15 protein-coding genes are annotated in these 17180 nt (G+C 65.1%); 7 read left to right on the forward strand and 8 right to left on the reverse strand.

Features of this window, described 5'->3' with window-relative positions:
- Positions 1–265: 265 nt before the first annotated feature.
- From ACCQ07_RS14275 to gpmA, 4 genes are all read right to left on the reverse strand, one after another.
- Positions 266–1828, reverse strand: coding sequence for a phospholipase D family protein (locus ACCQ07_RS14275; protein ID WP_372363404.1), 1563 nt, complete (start codon positions 1826–1828; stop codon positions 266–268).
- Positions 1829–2064: 236 nt separating this feature from the next.
- A complete protein-coding gene (locus ACCQ07_RS14280) occupies positions 2065–4167 on the reverse strand; it encodes a M13 family metallopeptidase (RefSeq protein WP_218496131.1) in 2103 nt (700 codons plus the stop codon).
- 283 nt (positions 4168–4450) lie between these two features.
- Positions 4451–4765, reverse strand: a complete 315-nt coding sequence (locus ACCQ07_RS14285) for a hypothetical protein (RefSeq protein ID WP_029819865.1) — start codon at positions 4763–4765, stop codon at positions 4451–4453.
- Between the two features lie 146 nt (positions 4766–4911).
- Positions 4912–5661, reverse strand: coding sequence for a 2,3-diphosphoglycerate-dependent phosphoglycerate mutase (gene gpmA / locus ACCQ07_RS14290; protein ID WP_008572455.1), 750 nt, complete (start codon positions 5659–5661; stop codon positions 4912–4914).
- 102 nt (positions 5662–5763) lie between these two features.
- On the opposite strand from gpmA, the gene nfi reads away from it, so the two are divergent.
- A complete protein-coding gene (gene nfi / locus ACCQ07_RS14295) occupies positions 5764–6477 on the forward strand; it encodes a deoxyribonuclease V (RefSeq protein WP_372363405.1) in 714 nt (237 codons plus the stop codon).
- A gap of 70 nt (positions 6478–6547) precedes the next feature.
- Here the strand turns inward: nfi and ACCQ07_RS14300 are convergent, their stop codons facing one another.
- Positions 6548–6928, reverse strand: a complete 381-nt coding sequence (locus ACCQ07_RS14300; protein ID WP_031423533.1) for a hypothetical protein — start codon at positions 6926–6928, stop codon at positions 6548–6550.
- A 715-nt stretch (positions 6929–7643) separates the two neighbouring features.
- Between ACCQ07_RS14300 and ACCQ07_RS14305 the strand changes: the two genes are divergently transcribed.
- Positions 7644–8534 carry a pirin family protein gene (locus ACCQ07_RS14305; protein WP_078563413.1) on the forward strand — a complete coding sequence of 297 codons (891 nt, stop codon included), beginning with the start codon at positions 7644–7646 and terminating at the stop codon, positions 8532–8534.
- A gap of 247 nt (positions 8535–8781) precedes the next feature.
- On the forward strand, positions 8782–9243 hold the full coding sequence (locus ACCQ07_RS14310; RefSeq protein ID WP_008572445.1) for a hypothetical protein: 462 nt from the start codon (positions 8782–8784) through the stop codon (positions 9241–9243).
- A 404-nt stretch (positions 9244–9647) separates the two neighbouring features.
- Here ACCQ07_RS14310 and ACCQ07_RS14315 read toward each other — a convergent pair whose 3' ends face one another.
- Positions 9648–10082 (reverse strand): OsmC family protein, encoded by a 435-nt coding sequence (locus tag ACCQ07_RS14315; protein ID WP_031423537.1) that lies wholly within the window; start codon positions 10080–10082, stop codon positions 9648–9650.
- 31 nt (positions 10083–10113) lie between these two features.
- Entirely contained in the window at positions 10114–10971 is an 858-nt protein-coding gene (locus ACCQ07_RS14320) for a pirin family protein (RefSeq protein WP_127166699.1), read from the reverse strand.
- A 230-nt stretch (positions 10972–11201) separates the two neighbouring features.
- Between ACCQ07_RS14320 and ACCQ07_RS14325 the strand changes: the two genes are divergently transcribed.
- Positions 11202–13274 carry a carbon starvation CstA family protein gene (locus tag ACCQ07_RS14325; protein WP_008572442.1) on the forward strand — a complete coding sequence of 691 codons (2073 nt, stop codon included), beginning with the start codon at positions 11202–11204 and terminating at the stop codon, positions 13272–13274.
- Positions 13274–13498 (forward strand): YbdD/YjiX family protein, encoded by a 225-nt coding sequence (locus ACCQ07_RS14330; protein ID WP_003488133.1) that lies wholly within the window; start codon positions 13274–13276, stop codon positions 13496–13498. Before ACCQ07_RS14325 ends, ACCQ07_RS14330 begins: the two co-directional genes overlap by 1 nt.
- Before the next feature lie 610 nt (positions 13499–14108).
- On the opposite strand, the gene ACCQ07_RS14335 is transcribed toward ACCQ07_RS14330, so the two are convergent.
- Positions 14109–14813, reverse strand: coding sequence for an HAD family hydrolase (locus ACCQ07_RS14335; protein ID WP_008572438.1), 705 nt, complete (start codon positions 14811–14813; stop codon positions 14109–14111).
- A gap of 203 nt (positions 14814–15016) precedes the next feature.
- On the opposite strand from ACCQ07_RS14335, the gene ACCQ07_RS14340 reads away from it, so the two are divergent.
- Complete coding sequence (locus ACCQ07_RS14340; RefSeq protein ID WP_208596909.1) at positions 15017–15826, forward strand: ankyrin repeat domain-containing protein; 810 nt, start codon at positions 15017–15019, stop codon at positions 15824–15826.
- 36 nt (positions 15827–15862) lie between these two features.
- The gene (locus tag ACCQ07_RS14345; RefSeq protein ID WP_372164070.1) at positions 15863–17047 is read left to right on the forward strand and encodes a Tle-like phospholipase domain-containing protein; all 1185 of its coding nucleotides are present in this window, start codon (positions 15863–15865) and stop codon (positions 17045–17047) included.
- The last annotated feature ends 133 nt before the right edge of the window (positions 17048–17180 follow it).

Consider the following 17180-nt stretch of genomic DNA (forward strand, 5'->3'; position numbering starts at 1 on the left):
CAACGCTCTGACAGAGCCACCGCGTCTACCGCGTCTTCCGCGCGACAGACCCACTGCACCTGCTGGACAGAGCCTGTGCACCTGCTGGACACAGCCATTGCCCATGCTCCAATGCAGCCATTGCGTCTGCTCCAACGCAGCCACTGCGTCTGCGCCGCATCGACGCGCGCATTCTCCTGTCCATGAAAGACCGCCACATTCCCTTCTCCCGCCAGCGGGAGAAGGTGCCCGAAGGGCGGATGAGGGCAACACGCTAACCAGCCAGCTACAGCTGCGACTCCAGCGGCAACCAGCCCATTACCGCTGCTGCGCCACGTCGCCACACGCTCGCCGCCGGCTCGCGCGACCACACCTCGGGCGGCTGCGCGGCATCGTCGTGCCAACGCAGCTCGCCCTGCTCAAGGGTCACGCGGTAACTCACCGGCGCACTGATCTTGTGGTTGTACAGCCGCTCCAGCTCCGCGGTGACCAGGAGGTCGTTGAACAGCAGGCCCATTTCGGTATTGAGGTTCATCGAACGCGGGTCCAGGTTGAACGAGCCGATGAAACCGCTGCTGTCGTCCACGACAAACGCCTTGGTATGCAGGCTGGCGCCGCTGGAACCGAACAGGCTGCCGTCCGGCTTGCCCATCGGCTTGAGCTCATGCAGGCGCACGCCCTGCTGCAGGAGCGGCACGCGATAGCCGGCATAGCCGCTGTGCACGGCCACCACGTCGTTGGCCGCCAGCGAGTTGGTCAGAATGCTCACGCGCACATCGCGCTGGCGTAGGTTGCCGATCCAGCGCATGCCCTCGTCGCCCGGCACGAAATACGGCGAGATCACTTTGAGCTCGCGCTGTGCGTGCGCCATTTCGCCGATCAGCACCGGCGTCATCCAGTCGGCTTGCGGCGGCGCACCTTCGGCTTTTTCCGGCGGGTCGGAGACGATGCGCGCCTGCGACACCCAGTGCACCGGTCGGTCGCCCTGCATCAGTTCACGCACGCTTGGCGAGCGCTTGAGCCGCTCCACGTACGGATGCGCGCGCACCGATGCCATGCCCGCGTCCAGGCTGCCACGCAAGGCCTCCAGTGCCTGCGGCTTTGCGGTGACCAGCGCAGACAGCGGCAAGGCATTGGGGCTGTTCCAGTACGCGTCGAACACCTGCTCGGCCTGGCCCACCGCCGGCCCCATCAGCGCCGCATCCATATCCATGAAGTTGGTGCCGCGCGCCGCATCGAAATATTCGTCGCCCACGTTGCGCCCACCCACCACCGCGATGCGGCCATCGGCAATCCAGGCCTTGTTGTGCATGCGGCGATTGATGCTGAACATGCGCAGCACCATCTCCACGCCGCGCATCAAGGTGCCTTCGCGCGCGCGCGTGGGGTTGAACAGGCGAATCTCGATCAGCGGATGGCTATCCAGGGCAGCCAGCACCGAATCGCTGCCATGGATATTCATGTCGTCCAGCAACAACCGCACGCGTACGCCGCGATCGGCCGCGCGCAGCAATTCGTTATGCAGCAGGTTGCCGGTGAAATCGGCATGCCAGATGTAGTACTGCAGATCCAGGCTGCGCCCGGCCGCACGCGCGGTGAGCGCACGTACCGCAAACGCATCGACGTTATCCGGCAGGATCACCATGCCGGTCTGATCGACGTGCGCCTGTTGCAGTGGCGCCACCACCTTGTCGATGGGCGTCGCCACCGCCGTGGCAGGCAGCACGTGACTGACCGGCCCGCGTTGGCGGTCGGCAAAGCGCCCGTAGCCGTACAGCGATAACGCGCTGGCCAGCACCAGCACCAGCAGCGCAATGCCGAACCATTTGAAAAATTTCCGCTTTGTCACTGCCGATTCCGCGATGCGCAGCGCGGCAGTGTAGAGCCCACGCGGGCAGGCCGGTGTGCAGACGCCGCCACAAGCAACCTCGACAATTCCCGCGAGAAACAGACGGGTGTCGTGAAAGTGCCGTGGACGCGAGTACTCGCAGCACCGCGTGCCGCACAGGGCGAACGTGGTGATTTACGGCGTCATCAGCGGTGTGGCGCGCCAGCTGCCGAAGCACCAGCGCGCGCCCGCGGCGCTTACCAGATGGTCACCCGCTCGTTGTCGCCACGTACCATCGCATCGCCGGGCTTGCACTGGAACGCCTGCGCAAACGCCAGCATGTTCGACGGCGCACCGTTGGCACGGAAATTCGCTGGTGCGTGCGGGTCGGTGTTCAGGCGCACGCGCAATTCGCCATCGGTGAAGTTGCGGCGCCAGACCGTGGCCCAGTTCATGAAGAACCGCTGGTCCTGCGAATACCCATCGATCTGCGTGTTGGCGGCCGGCTGCTCCTGCAACGCCATTTGCAAGGCATCGTACGCCACGGTCAGGCCGCCCAGATCGCCGATGTTCTCGCCCAGCGTCAGCTTGCCTTTGACGTGCACGCCCTTGATCGCTTCATAGCCATCGAACTGTGCCACCAGCCGGTCGGTGCGCTCGGTGAACAGCTTGCGGTCTGCATCGGTCCACCAGCTATCAAAGTTGCCCTTGGCATCGAACTGGCTGCCGGAATCGTCGTAGCCGTGCATCATTTCGTGCCCGATCACCGCACCGATGCCACCGTAGTTCAAGGCCGGATCGGCCTTGGGGTCGAAGAACGGCGGCTGCAGGATGGCGGCCGGAAACACGATCTCATTGCGTGTGGCGTTGTAGTACGCATTCACCGTCTGCGGGGTCATGTGCCACTCGCGCTTGTCGACCGGCTTGCCGATCTTGTCCAGCATGTCGCGGTAGTTGAATGCCTGCGCGGCCTGCATGTTGGCAAGAAAGCCGTCGCCACGCGTCTGAAGGCCCGACCAATCGCGCCACTGGTCCGGGTAACCGATCTTGGGAGTGAAGCTGGCCCATTTCTCCAGTGCGCGCTGTTTGGTGTCCGCGCTCATCCAGTCGAGCTTTTCCAACCGCGCCTTGAGCGCCGCCGACAGGTTTTGCACCAGCTGCTGCATCTGCTCCTTCGATTCGGCCGGGAATGCAGATTGCACGTACAGCTGGCCCAGGGCCTCGCCCATCGCCTCGTTGACCGCATTCAAGGTGCGCTTCCAGCGCGGCAGCATGTCCTGCTGGCCGCGCAGGGTCTTTGCGTAGAAATCGAAATTGGCCTGCTCGAACGGCTTGGCCAGATACGGCGCCGCTTCGTCCACCGTATGGAAGCGCAGATACGCCTTCCAGGTAGCGATCGGCGTATCGGCCAGCATCGCATCGAGCTCGGCGAAATAGCCCGGCTGGCTCAGCGAGAAGGTGCCGGCCGGCACCTTGAGCGCTGCGAAAAACGCCTTCCAGTCGAAGTGCGGCGTGATGGCGTTGGCGCCGGCCACATCGACCGGGTTGTAGCGCTTGGCCGGGTCGCGCAGTTCGATACGCGACAACGACGCATTGGCCAGGCGCGTCTCGAACGCCATCACCGCCTTGGCCTGCGCGGCCGTCTGCGCTGCCGGGATACCCGACAGCTCCAGCATCCGCGCGATGTAGGCCACGTACTGCTCGCGGATCTTTGCCTGCGCCGGATCGGTGTAATAGCCCTTTTCGGGCAAGCCCAGACCGCCCTGCCCTGCGTAGGCGATCATCTGCTCGGAATTCTTGTAGTCGGCATTGGCACCGAACGAAAACACCAAGCCCTGGCCTTGCGCATAACTGTTGCGCAACCAGGCGGCGATGGACGGCGCATCGGTCAATGCGTCGATGTCCTTCAACTGCGGCTGCAGCGGCGTAATGCCCGCTTTGTCGATCGCCGCTTCATCCGAGCCGGTCCGCCACAGGTCGGCGATCTTGGCATCCACCGAACCGGCCGACAGATTGCCGCGCGCCAGTTGCTCCACCAACGCGTGCTGGATGGTCAGCGAGCGCTCGGCCAGCACCTCAAAGCTGCCCCAGCTGGTGCGATCGGACGGCACCGGATTGGCCTTGAGCCACTTGGCGTTGACGAACCCGTTGAGGTCCTGACACGCAGCGATGCTCGGGTCCAGGTCGCTGCTGCTGAATGCCACGATCGGCGCATCGAGCTTGGACACATCCACCTTGGTCGATACCGCCTGCGGCGCGGCAGGCGCCACCTTGGCGGTGTCATCGGAGGCGCCGCACGCAGACAGCGCGACCACGATGGCGACCGCAAGCGACAGCGGAGCTAACTTGCGCAACTTCATTGAATTCTCCAGGGCATGACCGCGCAGGCGCGATCGAAAAAAAGTCGACATCCGGTCGGCAAGCGCCGGCGAAGAACCGCGCAGCGCAGGCGCCCGCCTCTTCGTCAGTCGCTCTGCAACCGGCCAGACCACATCCGTGCAGCGGCACCGCAACATGAAGTCGATGCCGTGCGCCATGAAAGTCCATTGCATCTGTACAGCACGTGCGCGTCCGTCATCGGCACCGCCACGCACTGCTTCCACTCCACCTGCATGCCGGCGCAACGCGCGCCATCGCATGCGCTCAACGCCGCGCGTAAAACGGCGCCATCACCAGATACACCGGATACGCCAGCACCATCAGCGCCAGGGCGACCTCGTGCCCCGACGCCGCATCGGCCCACGCTTCCATCTGTGGCGCCGGCCCAGCCACGCCAAACCCCAGCAACAGCGCCCCCATCGCGCAGATCAGCAGTGCCAGCGCCAGCCCCGCGCCTGAGATGTCGCCAGCAGCCAAGGCGACAAACGCAGCCCCGCCGGCCACCAGCATGCCGAGCGTCACCAGATACGCGCGACAGTAAACGGCAGTCATCTGCCGGGTTCTCCGTTTGCCGGACATCGTGTCTCGCCTGCGCCTCGGTGCCGAGCGCGTATTACCCTCTCGCACCGCTTCCATTCATCACCGCACGTAGCCGCTTGCAGCCTCATGCGCACAAGAACACGCGCTGCGCGCACCGCACGCAGCGCTGCAACCGCCGCCGGCGATTACTTCGCCTTGCCCTGGTTGGCCACCGCTTCGGCCGCGCGCTTGGCCGCTTCCGGGTCGCCCAGGTAACGGAAGCTGCGCACCTGCAGGTTGTCGTCCAGCTCGAACAGCAACGGGATGCCGGTGGGGATGTTGAGCTCGAGGATCTGCTCGTTGGAGACATCGTTGAGGTACTTGTACAGCGCGCGCAGCGAATTACCGTGCGCGGTCACCAGCACGGTCTGCCCGGCCTTCAATTGCGGCGCAATCGCGTCGTGCCAATACGGCAACACGCGCACCAGCGTGGTTGCCAACGACTCGGTCCCCGGCAGCGCGTTGCGGTCCAGGGTGGCGTAGCGCCGGTCGTGGCACGGGTGGCCCGGGTCGTTGACGTCCATCGCCGGCGGCGGGATGTCGTAGGAACGGCGCCAGATCTTGACCTGCTCCTCGCCGTGCTTGGCCGCGGTTTCGGCCTTGTCCAGGCCTTGCAGGCCACCGTAGTGGCGCTCGTTGAGGCGCCAGCTCTTGGACACCGGCAACCAGTCCTGGTCCAGTTCCTTCAATGCGCCCTGCAGCGTGTGGATGGCGCGCTTGAGCACCGAGGTGTGGGCGACATCGAACTGCAGCCCTTCGTCCTTCATCAGCTTGCCGGCCGCCACAGCTTCCTGGCGGCCCTGGTCGGTGAGTTCCACATCCACCCAGCCGGTGAAACGGTTGTCCAGATTCCATTGGCTCTGGCCATGGCGCAGCAGTACGAGTTTGCGGGTCACTACGGTTCTCCGATTGGGGCCGATCAGCCCGCGATTGTAGCGGCAGCGCGTGCATCGCAGGCGTGCACGAGATCGCCACAGGCAGCGCGCGATGCTTTCGCAATGCAGACCAACGATCCCGTCTTCGCCGGTTGGGACGGCAGCGTGATTCAGGCGCGACAGTTGCAGCAGCAACTGGCACGGCGCGTGGTGCTCGATGACGCGGTGAGCGCAACGCCGCAGTTGCTTGCAGGGTTCGATGTCGGTTTCGAAGACGATGGCCAGATCACCCGCGCGGCTGCCGTGTTGCTGGATGTGCAGACGCTGCTCCCGCTGGAAACGCACGTCGCGCGCGTGCCGACCTCGATGCCCTATGTCCCCGGCCTGCTCAGTTTTCGCGAATTGCCCGCATTGCTGCAGGCCCTGGCGCTGCTGTCGCGTACGCCGGATCTGGTGTTCATCGATGGCCAGGGCATCGCGCATCCGCGCAGGCTGGGCATCGCGGCGCACTTCGGCGTGGTCACCGGCCTGCCGTGCATCGGCATCGCCAAGCAGCGCCTGGCCGGCAGCTTCGCCGAGCCTGGGCCCGAACGCGGCGACCACACGCCGATCCTGCTGGGCGGTGCGCAGATCGGCTGGGCACTGCGCAGCAAACCGCGTTGCAACCCCTTGATTGTCTCGCCCGGCCATTGCGTGTCGATGCAAGGCGCGCTCGACTGGACCCTGCGCACGTTGCGCGCCTATCGCCTGCCCGAGCCCACGCGCCTGGCCGACCGGCTGGCCTCGCGCCGCGGCGAGGTGACGGTACCGGCAGCCTGCTCCGGTCAGCTGCTGTGAGCAGGCGTTCAAGCCGCGTCAGGCGCCGCATGCACGGGCGGACGCACTGACGCGGCGCTGAGGCGATCAATCAGTTTTCAGTGATGGCGATGCGACCGGCACCGTCGACCCGGAAGAAAACCATGTTCTTGTTGGATGGGGGCTGGAAGTTCACGGAATACCCGACTGCGTAGGGCTGATCCCTGCATGAGGAAGACGAAGAAACCACCTGATAGTTGACCGCACTGTTGAGGGTCGGCCCTGCAACGCTCCTGTTGGCATAGACCGCATAGCAGGCAACCGTCTTTCCATTCGCCGAGAAGGCCAGCGAGCGGACACCAGCGGCCACACTGATAATGCGGCTGGAGACGGCATGCTGGACGCTCTGGGCAGTACCAAGGGCTGGCACCGACGCCGCCATTACCAAGAAGAGCAGCGATTTGGTTTTCTTTCCTGAGATCGATGAGACCATGAAGGTAATTCCTCAGATTGGGAATGAGAATCTCAAACGCATCGAGTAAAACGTTAGAGCGCGAGCGGCTTGCCGCCAGGTGCGCACCGCGGACTCTGCGCCGCGAGCGACCGTTGCCGATCCGGCAGCCGTGGATCGTGCAAGGGCCGCCATTATTCATGGCGCGATGACACACGTGACTTGGCACCACGCATTTAGGTTGCGCCGGTACGCTTCCCGCAATGCAACTTCGCTCGTGTTGAAACTTCGCCGCTGCCAGAACCTGCCAACCGATGCTTCGCGGCAGCAACGGCGGCGAGGTCTGGACACGGCCGCTTGCGGTGGAAGATCAGGCCAGCCATGCTGGCCACAAGCGCCTCCGGCCTTGCCGATTGGACATGCGGAAGGGAATGGCGCCCGCGCCTACGCCTCAATGTTGCGGCCTGCCTGATCCCGGACCGCAGCGCTGGATGAGTCGTCTTCGCTGGCAACAATGTCCACGTTGGCAACGCATCTGCCTGCAAGGGACCAGGGCGTTCTCGCCACGAACCGCTGCTACGCCATGCCATGCCATGCCCGGATGGTGTTCGCGGTGCGGTGCCAGCTCGCGCCGATCGCGCATTCCCCGACGCGCATGAAGCGCCATGACTCGGACACTGCGTTTTACGCCACGCGCCCGCCTCGGCCATCGCGCATGCCAAGCTCGTGCCTACGTCATCACTCCACGAGACCGCGCATGACCACCCTGATCGCTCCACGCGTCCATGACATCGGCGGCCTGGAAGTGCGCCGCGCCGTGCCCACCCTGCAGGCGCGCAGCGTCGGTCCATTCGTGTTCGTCGACCACATGGGCCCAGCCGTGCTGGAGCCCGATCACGGCATCGATGTACGCCCACATCCGCACATCGGCCTGGCCACGGTCACGTTCCTGTGGGCCGGCGAAATCGGCCACCGCGACACGCTGGGCTCGGATCAGGTGATCCGCCCAGGCGACGTCAACTGGATGACGGCCGGCCGCGGCATCGCCCATTCCGAACGCACGCCAGGCCCGGAGCGCGCACGCGAACACGCCTTGCACGGCATGCAGACCTGGATCGCCTTGCCGCGCTCGGCCGAAGAAACCGCGCCAGCCTTCCATCACCACGCGGCGGCAAGCTTGCCGCAGCAGCGCCGCGACGGCGTGTGGCTGCGCGTGATTGCCGGCCGCGCGTACGGTGAGGAATCGCCGGTGCAGGTGTTCAGCGGCACGCTGAATGTGGCGCTGGATCTGGCGCCCGACGCCGAACTCGATCTGGACACCGGGCACACCGAGCGCGCCCTGTACATCCTGGAAGGCCAAGCGCAGCTGGATGGTGCCGACGTGCCAGCTCGCCACCTGATCGTACCCTCGCCCGGCGCCCGTGGCCGCTTGCGCGCCAAGACCCCGCTCAAGGCGATGCTGCTTGGCGGCGAGCCGCTGGATGGGCCGCGTCATCTATGGTGGAACTTCGTGTCCAGTTCCAAGGAACGCATCGAGCAGGCCAAGGACGACTGGCAGGCAGGCCGCTTCGGCAGCATTCCCGGCGACGACGAGGAGTTCATTCCGCTGCCCGAGTCACCGGCCCCGAAACCGGTTAATTACCCTTGAAACCGTGCGCTGCGCGGGTGGACCAACACGCGCGATCACCAGGTCTCTTACCGGAAGTGCCACGCTGCACATGCGATGCCAGGCACAGGTGCGACACCACTTGAGCTGACTCGCAAAACTGTGGTAGTGATGGCCCTGTAGACGGAGCGCGTTGCGTAGACGGCAGTCCTTGGACGGGGAGTTCGAGGCACTGCAACGGCACGAAATCGGCGCGCCCGCATCGTCATCCAATGCCGGGGAATCGTGTATGAAGTCTGCATCCTGCCTTGTTGGCCTGAGCTTGCTGCTGGCCGCTGCCACCGCCCATGCCCAGACCTCGCCGGTCTGCCCGCCGTTGCCACCGGCCTCCGGCCTGCAGTGGAACGAGCTCGCCGGTGCCGATTACCTGGTCTGCAAGGCCATGACTGCCGATGGCCGGCAGGTGGTCGGCGTGATGCTCACTACCCGCGACCCGGCGATGACACTGGCACGCGAGCGGCGCGCCGAAAAGGGCCAGATCCAGCAGGAAGACTTCTACTGGTACAAGCTCGATCTGGGCGGCCGCGACATGCCGGGCACGGAATCGCGCCGTGTCACCGTGGTCGAACTGGGCAAGAAGCGCTACGCCCAGCTGTGGATCGATGGCGCCAGCACCGAAGAACTCGCCTCGATGCAGTCGATGGTGCAGAACATGGATCTGCAGCCGGCCAGCCTGGCGCTGCAGCGCTGACGCAGCGCGCGTCACAGCCCCGCGCACTGCTGCACCCGTCTTGCAGCGCGCGGGTTTGCCGGCACGCTGCAGACAGTGTCTGACGGTATCTGCCGCGAGCGTGTCGCCGCAGATCACCATTGCGCACTGATGCTCGTGCCCTCGCGTGTCGCGCCGACGCGCATGAGGCGACGCCCGAGCAGCTTGCGCATGCACCAAGCGCGCCGATGCGTCCAGCCGCTCAACGATTTTGATTCCGGTGGCCACCACGTGCGGCGGCGATGGGCTGGAGAACGCTCACGGTTGCAAACGTTGGAGCAGTGGCGCATGCCATGTCGGCATACGCCCGGAATCGGGTGGACCGATCGCTCGTTCCGATTCCGATTCCGCACTCACCGAACCCAAAGACTGCCGGCAAGCGTCTGTCAGTCGCTTCGAATCGCCGTGTCTCCACCGCCGCCAGCCGCCTGCAACTGAGTCTCGATGCGCACCTCGCCGGTCAGCAGGCGATGGATCGGGCATTTGTCGGCCACCTCCATCAACCGTGCGCGTTGCTCGTCGTCGAGCGCACCGTCAAGCACCACCGCGCGGGCGATCGCCGTGCCGGCAGCGCCGCGCTGCGTGTAACGCAGATGCACGTGCACCGCCGTCAGCGGCCACTGCTTGCGCGCGGCCACCATCGACACCGTGATGGCGGTGCACGCACCCAGTGCGCCCAACACCTGCGATTCGGGATCCGGCCCGGCGTCGCTGCCACCATTGGCCGGCTGCGTATCGCCGCTCCAGGTGTGCAGCCCGTCGTGGATGCTGACCGTGTACGGCACCGTGCCGGTGCGCACGCTGACGGGCCGGTCACTCATTGCCGGCTCCTGTTGTCGTACGCGGGCCGGTTCAAAACCGGCCTTCCTGGAAATCGACGAACGCCTGCATCAGCTCCTGCTTGGTGTTCATCACGAACGGGCCATGCCGCATCACCGGCTCGTTGAGCGGGCGGCCCGCGACCAGGATCAGCTGCGCACCGTCGGCACCGGCTTGCAGGCGCAGGCGCTGTCCGCCACCCAGCACGGCCAGCTGCTGCGCCGGCAACACGCGCGCGGTGTCGCTCTCGCCCACCGTCAGCGCGCCCTCGAAGGCATACGCGAACGCGTTATGTCCGCTGGGCAGCTGATACTCCCATTCCACGTTCGGCTCCAACGCGATATCCAGGTACACCGGGCTCGTTGCAGGTTGCACGATCGGCCCGACCACCTCGCCGACCGCACCGGCAATCACCTTGACCGTCACGCCGGGCGCCGGATGCGCCACCGGAATGTGGTCGGGTGCGTACTCCTGGTACTTGGGATCGGTCATCTTCTCGCGCGCCGGCAGGTTTACCCACAACTGAAAGCCGCGCATGCGCCCGGATTCCTGCTCCGGCATTTCCGAATGGATCAGCCCGCGACCGGCGGTCATCCATTGCACGCTGCCCGGCGTCAGCAGGCCTTCGTTGCCGTGGTTGTCCTTGTGGCGCATGCGCCCGTCGAGCATGTAGGTCACGGTCTCGAAACCGCGATGCGGGTGGCTGGGGAAACCGGCCAGATAGTCTTCGGCCTTGTCGGTGCCGAATTCGTCCAGCATCAGGAACGGGTCCAGCTCCGGCAGCTGCTGCGTGCCGATGACGCGGGTCAGCTTGACCCCGGCCCCGTCGGAGGTCGGCATGCCGCGAATGGTGCGCAGTACGTGCGCTGCTGTGGTGGTCGTGGTGCTCATCGCTTGTCCCTGTGCCCTGTGGCGAAGCGCCAATGATGGGTGCGCGCGGGCCGCCGCCCAACCGCGACCATTGCAACCGATCGTTCCAAACGCCGCCAGCGTGCCAGCGCTCTAACCGATCTGTGACCGCAGCACCCTACGACCAAAGTTTTAACCCGTTGCGCCCGCCTGGCATTGACCGCAGCCGGGCGTGGGGGGACCCTTGAACGAATCGTTCCTGAGGGGCATGCATGAAAGGGTTCTCCAAGCTGGCCTGGGGCGCGTTGGCGCTGCTGGCCGCGTTCTGCCTGGGTACCGTTGCGCTGCGGCGTGGCGAGCACATCAACGCGTTATGGATCGTGGTGGCCGCGGTGTCGATCTATCTGATCGCCTACCGGTTCTACAGCCTGTTCATCGCCGACAAGGTGATGCAGCTGGACATCACCCGCGCCACCCCGGCGGTCGCCAACAACGACGGCCTGGATTACGTGCCCACCAACAAGCACGTGCTGTTCGGCCATCACTTCGCCGCCATCGCCGGCGCCGGGCCCTTGGTCGGTCCGGTGCTCGCCGCACAGATGGGCTACCTGCCCGGCCTGCTGTGGCTGGTGGTGGGCGTAGTGTTCGCCGGTGCGGTGCAGGACTTCGTGGTGCTGTTCCTGTCCAGCCGTCGCAACGGCCGCTCGCTGGGCGATCTGGTGCGCGAGGAAATGGGCCAGGTGCCCGGCACCATCGCCCTGTTCGGCGCCTTCCTGATCATGATCATCATCCTGGCGGTGCTGGCGATGGTGGTGGTCAAGGCGCTAGCGGAAAGCCCATGGGGCATGTTCACCGTCATCGCCACAATGCCCATTGCGATCATGATGGGCGTCTACATGCGCTACATCCGCGTCGGCAAGATCGGCGAGATCTCGGTGGTGGGGTTGATCCTGCTGCTGGGGGCGATCTGGCTGGGCGGCAAGGTGGCCGCGGACCCGACCTGGGGGCCGGCCTTCACCTTCACCGCCAAGCAGATCACCTGGATGCTGATCGGCTACGGCTTCGTCGCCTCGGTGCTGCCGGTGTGGCTGCTGCTGGCACCGCGCGACTACCTGTCCACCTTCCTCAAGATCGGCACCATCCTGGCCCTGGCGATCGGCATCCTGGTTGTCATGCCGGACCTGAAGATGCCGGCGCTCACGCAATTTGCCTCCACCGGCGATGGCCCGGTCTGGAAGGGCGGCATCTTCCCGTTCCTGTTCATCACCATTGCCTGCGGCGCGGTCTCCGGCTTCCATGCGTTGATCGCGTCCGGCACGACGCCCAAGCTGCTCGCCAACGAAGGCCACATGCGCTACATCGGCTACGGCGGCATGCTGATGGAATCGTTCGTGGCGATCATGGCGCTGGTGGCCGCGTCGATCATCGAGCCGGGCATCTACTTCGCCATGAACAGCCCCGCCTCGCTGGTGGGCACCGACACTGTCGCAGTGGCTGCCAAGATCAGCGAGTGGGGCTTCTCGATCACACCGCAGGTACTCGAGGCCACGGCACGCGATATCGGCGAGCACAGCATCCTGGCGCGCGCCGGCGGTGCCCCTACGCTGGCGGTGGGCATCGCGCAGATCCTGCACCAGTTGCTGCCGGGCGAAGACACCATGGCGTTCTGGTATCACTTCGCCATCCTGTTCGAAGCCCTGTTCATCCTGACCGCGGTAGACGCCGGCACGCGCGCCGGCCGCTTCATGCTGCAGGACCTGCTGGGCAACTTCATCCCGGCGTTGAAGAAAACCGAGTCGTGGACCGCCAACATCATCGCCACCGCCGGTTGCGTGGCGCTGTGGGGCTACCTGCTCTACACCGGCGTGATCGATCCGTTCGGCGGCATCCAGACCTTGTGGCCGTTGTTCGGCATCTCCAACCAGATGCTGGCCGGGATCGCGTTGATGCTGGGTACGGTGGTGTTGTTCAAGATGAAGCGCGACCGCTACGCGTGGGTCACCATCGTGCCGGCGCTGTGGCTGTTGTTGTGCACCACGTACGCCGGGTTGATCAAGATCTTCGACAGCAACCCGGCGCAGGGCTTCCTGGCGCAGGCGCACAAGTTCCAGGCGGCCATCGCCAGCAACACCATCACCGCGCCGGCCAAGACAGTGCCGCAGATGCAGCAGATCGTCACCAATGCCTACGTCAACACCGGGCTGACCGTGCTGTTCCTGTTCGTGGTCGGCTCGATCCTGATCTATTCGATCAAGACGATCGTGGCAGCACGCCGCAACCCGCAGCGCACCGACCGCGAAACCCCGTACGTGGCGTTGCAGCCGCATCAGATGGCAGACCTGTAATGGGCACGCAACTCGTCCTGGCCAGTCACTATCAGGCGCATCGCCGCATCTGGCGGCGTCTGATCCAGACCGCGCGGCTGTGCTGCGGCATCCCCGACTACGACAACTACGTGCGCCACATGCTGGAAAAGCATCCCGACAAACCGGTGATGGACTACCCCGCCTTCTTCCGCGAGCGCCAGGATGCGCGCTATGGCGGCAAGAGTGGGTTTCGCTGTTGTTGATCGGTGACGGTTGATTGCCTGGCCGGTCGTCGGCTGATCAAGAGGTAGAACCGCAGCAGGGCGCGATGCGAATCGCGCCCTGTTGCGTTGGCTCGACCGCAACTCGATAAAACGAATCACGTAATGGCGCATTCGCTCGTCGCAGCGCCTGTCGATGTGATGGCCGATCGATCCGCAGCAAAGACCCAATCGACGCCTGCAGGAACCTGTTCGCGGCAGCGAGCTGCTTTCACCAGGCGTCAGTCAACTGTCTGGTGCGGTGTCCTCGCCACTTGCGGGACCGTTGGCGGCATGGATGCCGCCAACGACTCCCATGGACGGGTTCACGGCGTGTCCCGCAAGCGGCGAGGAAACCGCGCACTCGACGACCCAGCTTTTGAATGCGTCAAGATTGGGCGATGACGCGAATCGCGATCACTCGTACGGATCGCAACGTCCAATCCATCAATTGCAGGACACTACCCGCGCGTTGGCTGCGGGCCCTCTCACGTTGGTCGTTACGCATGTTTCGAAAAGACAACCGAACACCTTGCGGCGCGGTGTCCTCGCCGCTTGCGGGACGGGGCCACTGCGTACCCATGACACCGCCCCCCCTCACCAAGCTGCCGCCTTACCCAGCCCGCTTTTGCGCCAACCGCGCGAACAGCGCAGGCAAATCGCGCATGTCGTCGAACACTTCAAGCACACCAATGCGGCGCAGGGTGTCGCCATGCCCCGGTGGAATGTGGCTTGCACCGGTAAACCCCAGCACCTGCATGCCGGCCGTCACGGCCGCGGTTGCACCGGTGGGGCTGTCTTCGATGACCACACAACGCTGCGGCGCGACTCCGGCGGTGCGTGCCGCCAGCAGATACACATCCGGTGCCGGCTTGGGCCGCTCCACCATGTCGGCACTGAAAATACGTCCCGCCGCACGCGCGGTGAGCCCGGCCCGTTCCACCGAGGCAATCACATTGTGGCGCCGGCTATTGGAGGCCACCGCCAACGGCAGTGGAATCTGCTCCAACGCCTCGCGTACGCCTGCGATCGGCTGCACCTGCGACTGGATCAAGGCCTCGCTACGCGCCTGGATCTGCGCGAGCAGGGTCTCTGGCAACTGCAATGCAAAGCGCTCTTCCACCCGCCGCAGCACCTCGCGCGTGGTCTGCCCGAAGGTGGTTTCCAGCAGCTGTTCCAGCGGCTCGCTTGGCACGAAAGACGCCAGCGCCTCACGCATTACCCGGTCGGCCAGTATCTCGCTGTCGACAAGAACGCCATCACAGTCACTGATCAGTAGCTCGTACGCCATCGCACCCATCTGCTCACAAAGCGCCATTATGCCGGCCCGGGTGTGACCGTCGGCTGTGGGGCAGCAGGCTGTGGCGATGGACACTTCGCCGCTTGCAGCATGCGCACCATCAGGACAGGCGGCCCCGAGCATGCGGCCCGCCGTACCGTCATGTCACAAAAAGCCATGTCACGAAATCTTACCGCAAGCGATTTTTCCAGCTGCTAGGATCTGCCCCGCTGCGGCGGGACTTGCTGCAGCGTCATCAGGAATGCGATCAGGAGAAGGAGATTTCGATGCAACCGCGATTCCCCGCCCTGCTCGTTCTTGCGACCTCGTTTTTCGCGGTCTCATGCACCGCCTCGCCCGGTGCCAAGGAGCAAACCACCATGTCAGCTACGCTGCAGGACCACACCGTCGCCTTCCGCGACCCCGCCCTGACCGATATCGCCCAGGCCATTGCGCACGGTGATGTGGCCCGGATCAAGGCACTCGCCCCCACTGTCGATCTCGCCGCGCATGGCGATCAAAACGTCACCTTGCTCGAATGGGCAATCTGGAACGAACAACCGCGCGCGCTGGCCGCATTGCTCGATGCAGGCGCAGACCCGTCGCTCCCCGGCATGGACCAGGAGACGGTCGTGCACATGGCCGCCATGGCGCAAGACCCGCAGTATCTGCAGATCCTGTTGCAGCACAAGGCGCCGATCGATGTCGTCAGCGCGCGGGCGGGCTGGACGCCGCTGTTTCGCGCGGTGCAAAGCAAGCGCGATGCGCAGATCGATTTGCTGATCGAGGCCGGTGCAGATGTACAGCGCGTCGACCACACCGGCAACAGCCTGCTGCACCTTGCGGCGCAAAGTGGCGCAGCCAGCCCTGCAGTGCTCACCCTGCTCAAGGCCGGTGTCGATCCCACCGTGCGTAATGCCCAGCAGAAGACCTTCCAGGCGTATTTCTTCACCACGCCGGACCGCCTGCTCAACGCCAGCGGCCAGCAGGTCAGGTCGGACGTACGCGCGTGGTTGAACGCCCATAACATTCCCGTGGAAAGCAGCCGCTAAGCGCGCTTTTCGCATGACGAACGCAAGGAGCCGCGCATGAGCCCGTCAGAATCCTCTTCTTCCACCCCATTCGCAGAATCGATGCGCGGGCAACAACCGCATCCGGAAGACCGCCAGCTTCCAGCGATGCTGCAGGACCTTTACGCCACCGCCGCGCAGCGACGCGAAGGCGGTGCCGAAACCTTTGCCGCCCTGCCCAATGGCTGGTCGCGCATGGACGACCGCGCGCTGCAGCAGGCAGGCATCGACCCTGCCCTGCTGCACGACGCCAAGAGCGGCTTCGATGCCGCGTTCTATCGCAATGATCAGGGGCAGGTGGTGCTGGGCTTCTGCGGCACCGACGAAGGCAAGGACTGGAAGCACAACATCGGCCAGGGCCTGGGCTTCGACGATGCGCAATACGCTTCAGCGATCCAGCTCGGTAGCCAGGCCAAACAGGCGTTCGGCGACCAGGTGGTGATCAGCGGGCATTCGCTGGGCGGCGGTCTGGCCGCGGCATCGGCAATGGTCAACGACATTCCGGCGGTGACCTATAACGCCGCCGGCGTCAACGACCGCACGCTGGAGCGCCAAGGTCTGGATGCATCGGCGGCCAAGGATTACGCCAACAGCGAATTGATCCGCGGCTACCACGTCAAGAACGAAATCCTGACCCATCTGCAGGAAGACAGCATCCCGCTCAAATGGGCCATGCCCAATGCGGCCGGTCATCAGATCGAACTGCCGGAGCCGGACCCGTTGTCCTTCGGCCAGCGCCTGGTGCCGGGCATGATGCTCAAGCATCGGCTGGATCTGCACGGCATCGATTCGGTGATGAAGGCGCAGGACATGCAGTCGCAGGACCAGGCGCGCGGCACCGCATTGCAGCCCGGCAGCCAGCTATTCAACGACGCGGTGGTGCAGTTGGATGGGCAACGCGACCGCCTGGGGCTGCGCGACGACACCGCGTTTCTCAATACCGCTGCCAGCGTGGCCGCGCGTGCAGGCAACGATGGCTTGCAGCGTATCGATCACCTGGTGCCCAACCGTGACGGCGACAGCCTGATCGCGGTGCAGGGGTGCATGGACGACCCGGCCCATCTGCGCAGCCATGTGCAGACGGCATCGGCAGCCAACGAGCCGGCGCAGACCAATGTCAGCCAGCTGCACCAGCACAATCAGCAACACACCCAGCAGCCGCCGCAACCGCAGGAAGAGCAGCGCCGGGTGATTCAGCAGTAAGGCGCCGGTGGCCCGCGCAATGTCGCGGGCCACTCTTCGCCCTGCACGCGGCTGGCAGCAGCGCGTCAAGGTCTTGCGCGCGATCGCTGCCGGCTTCGCGCAGTGCAGCGTGTCTTTGAGACTAGTGCGCGTG

The organism is Xanthomonas sp. NCPPB 3583 (assembly GCF_041475715.2).
GTDB classification, from domain to species: domain Bacteria; phylum Pseudomonadota; class Gammaproteobacteria; order Xanthomonadales; family Xanthomonadaceae; genus Xanthomonas; species Xanthomonas euvesicatoria.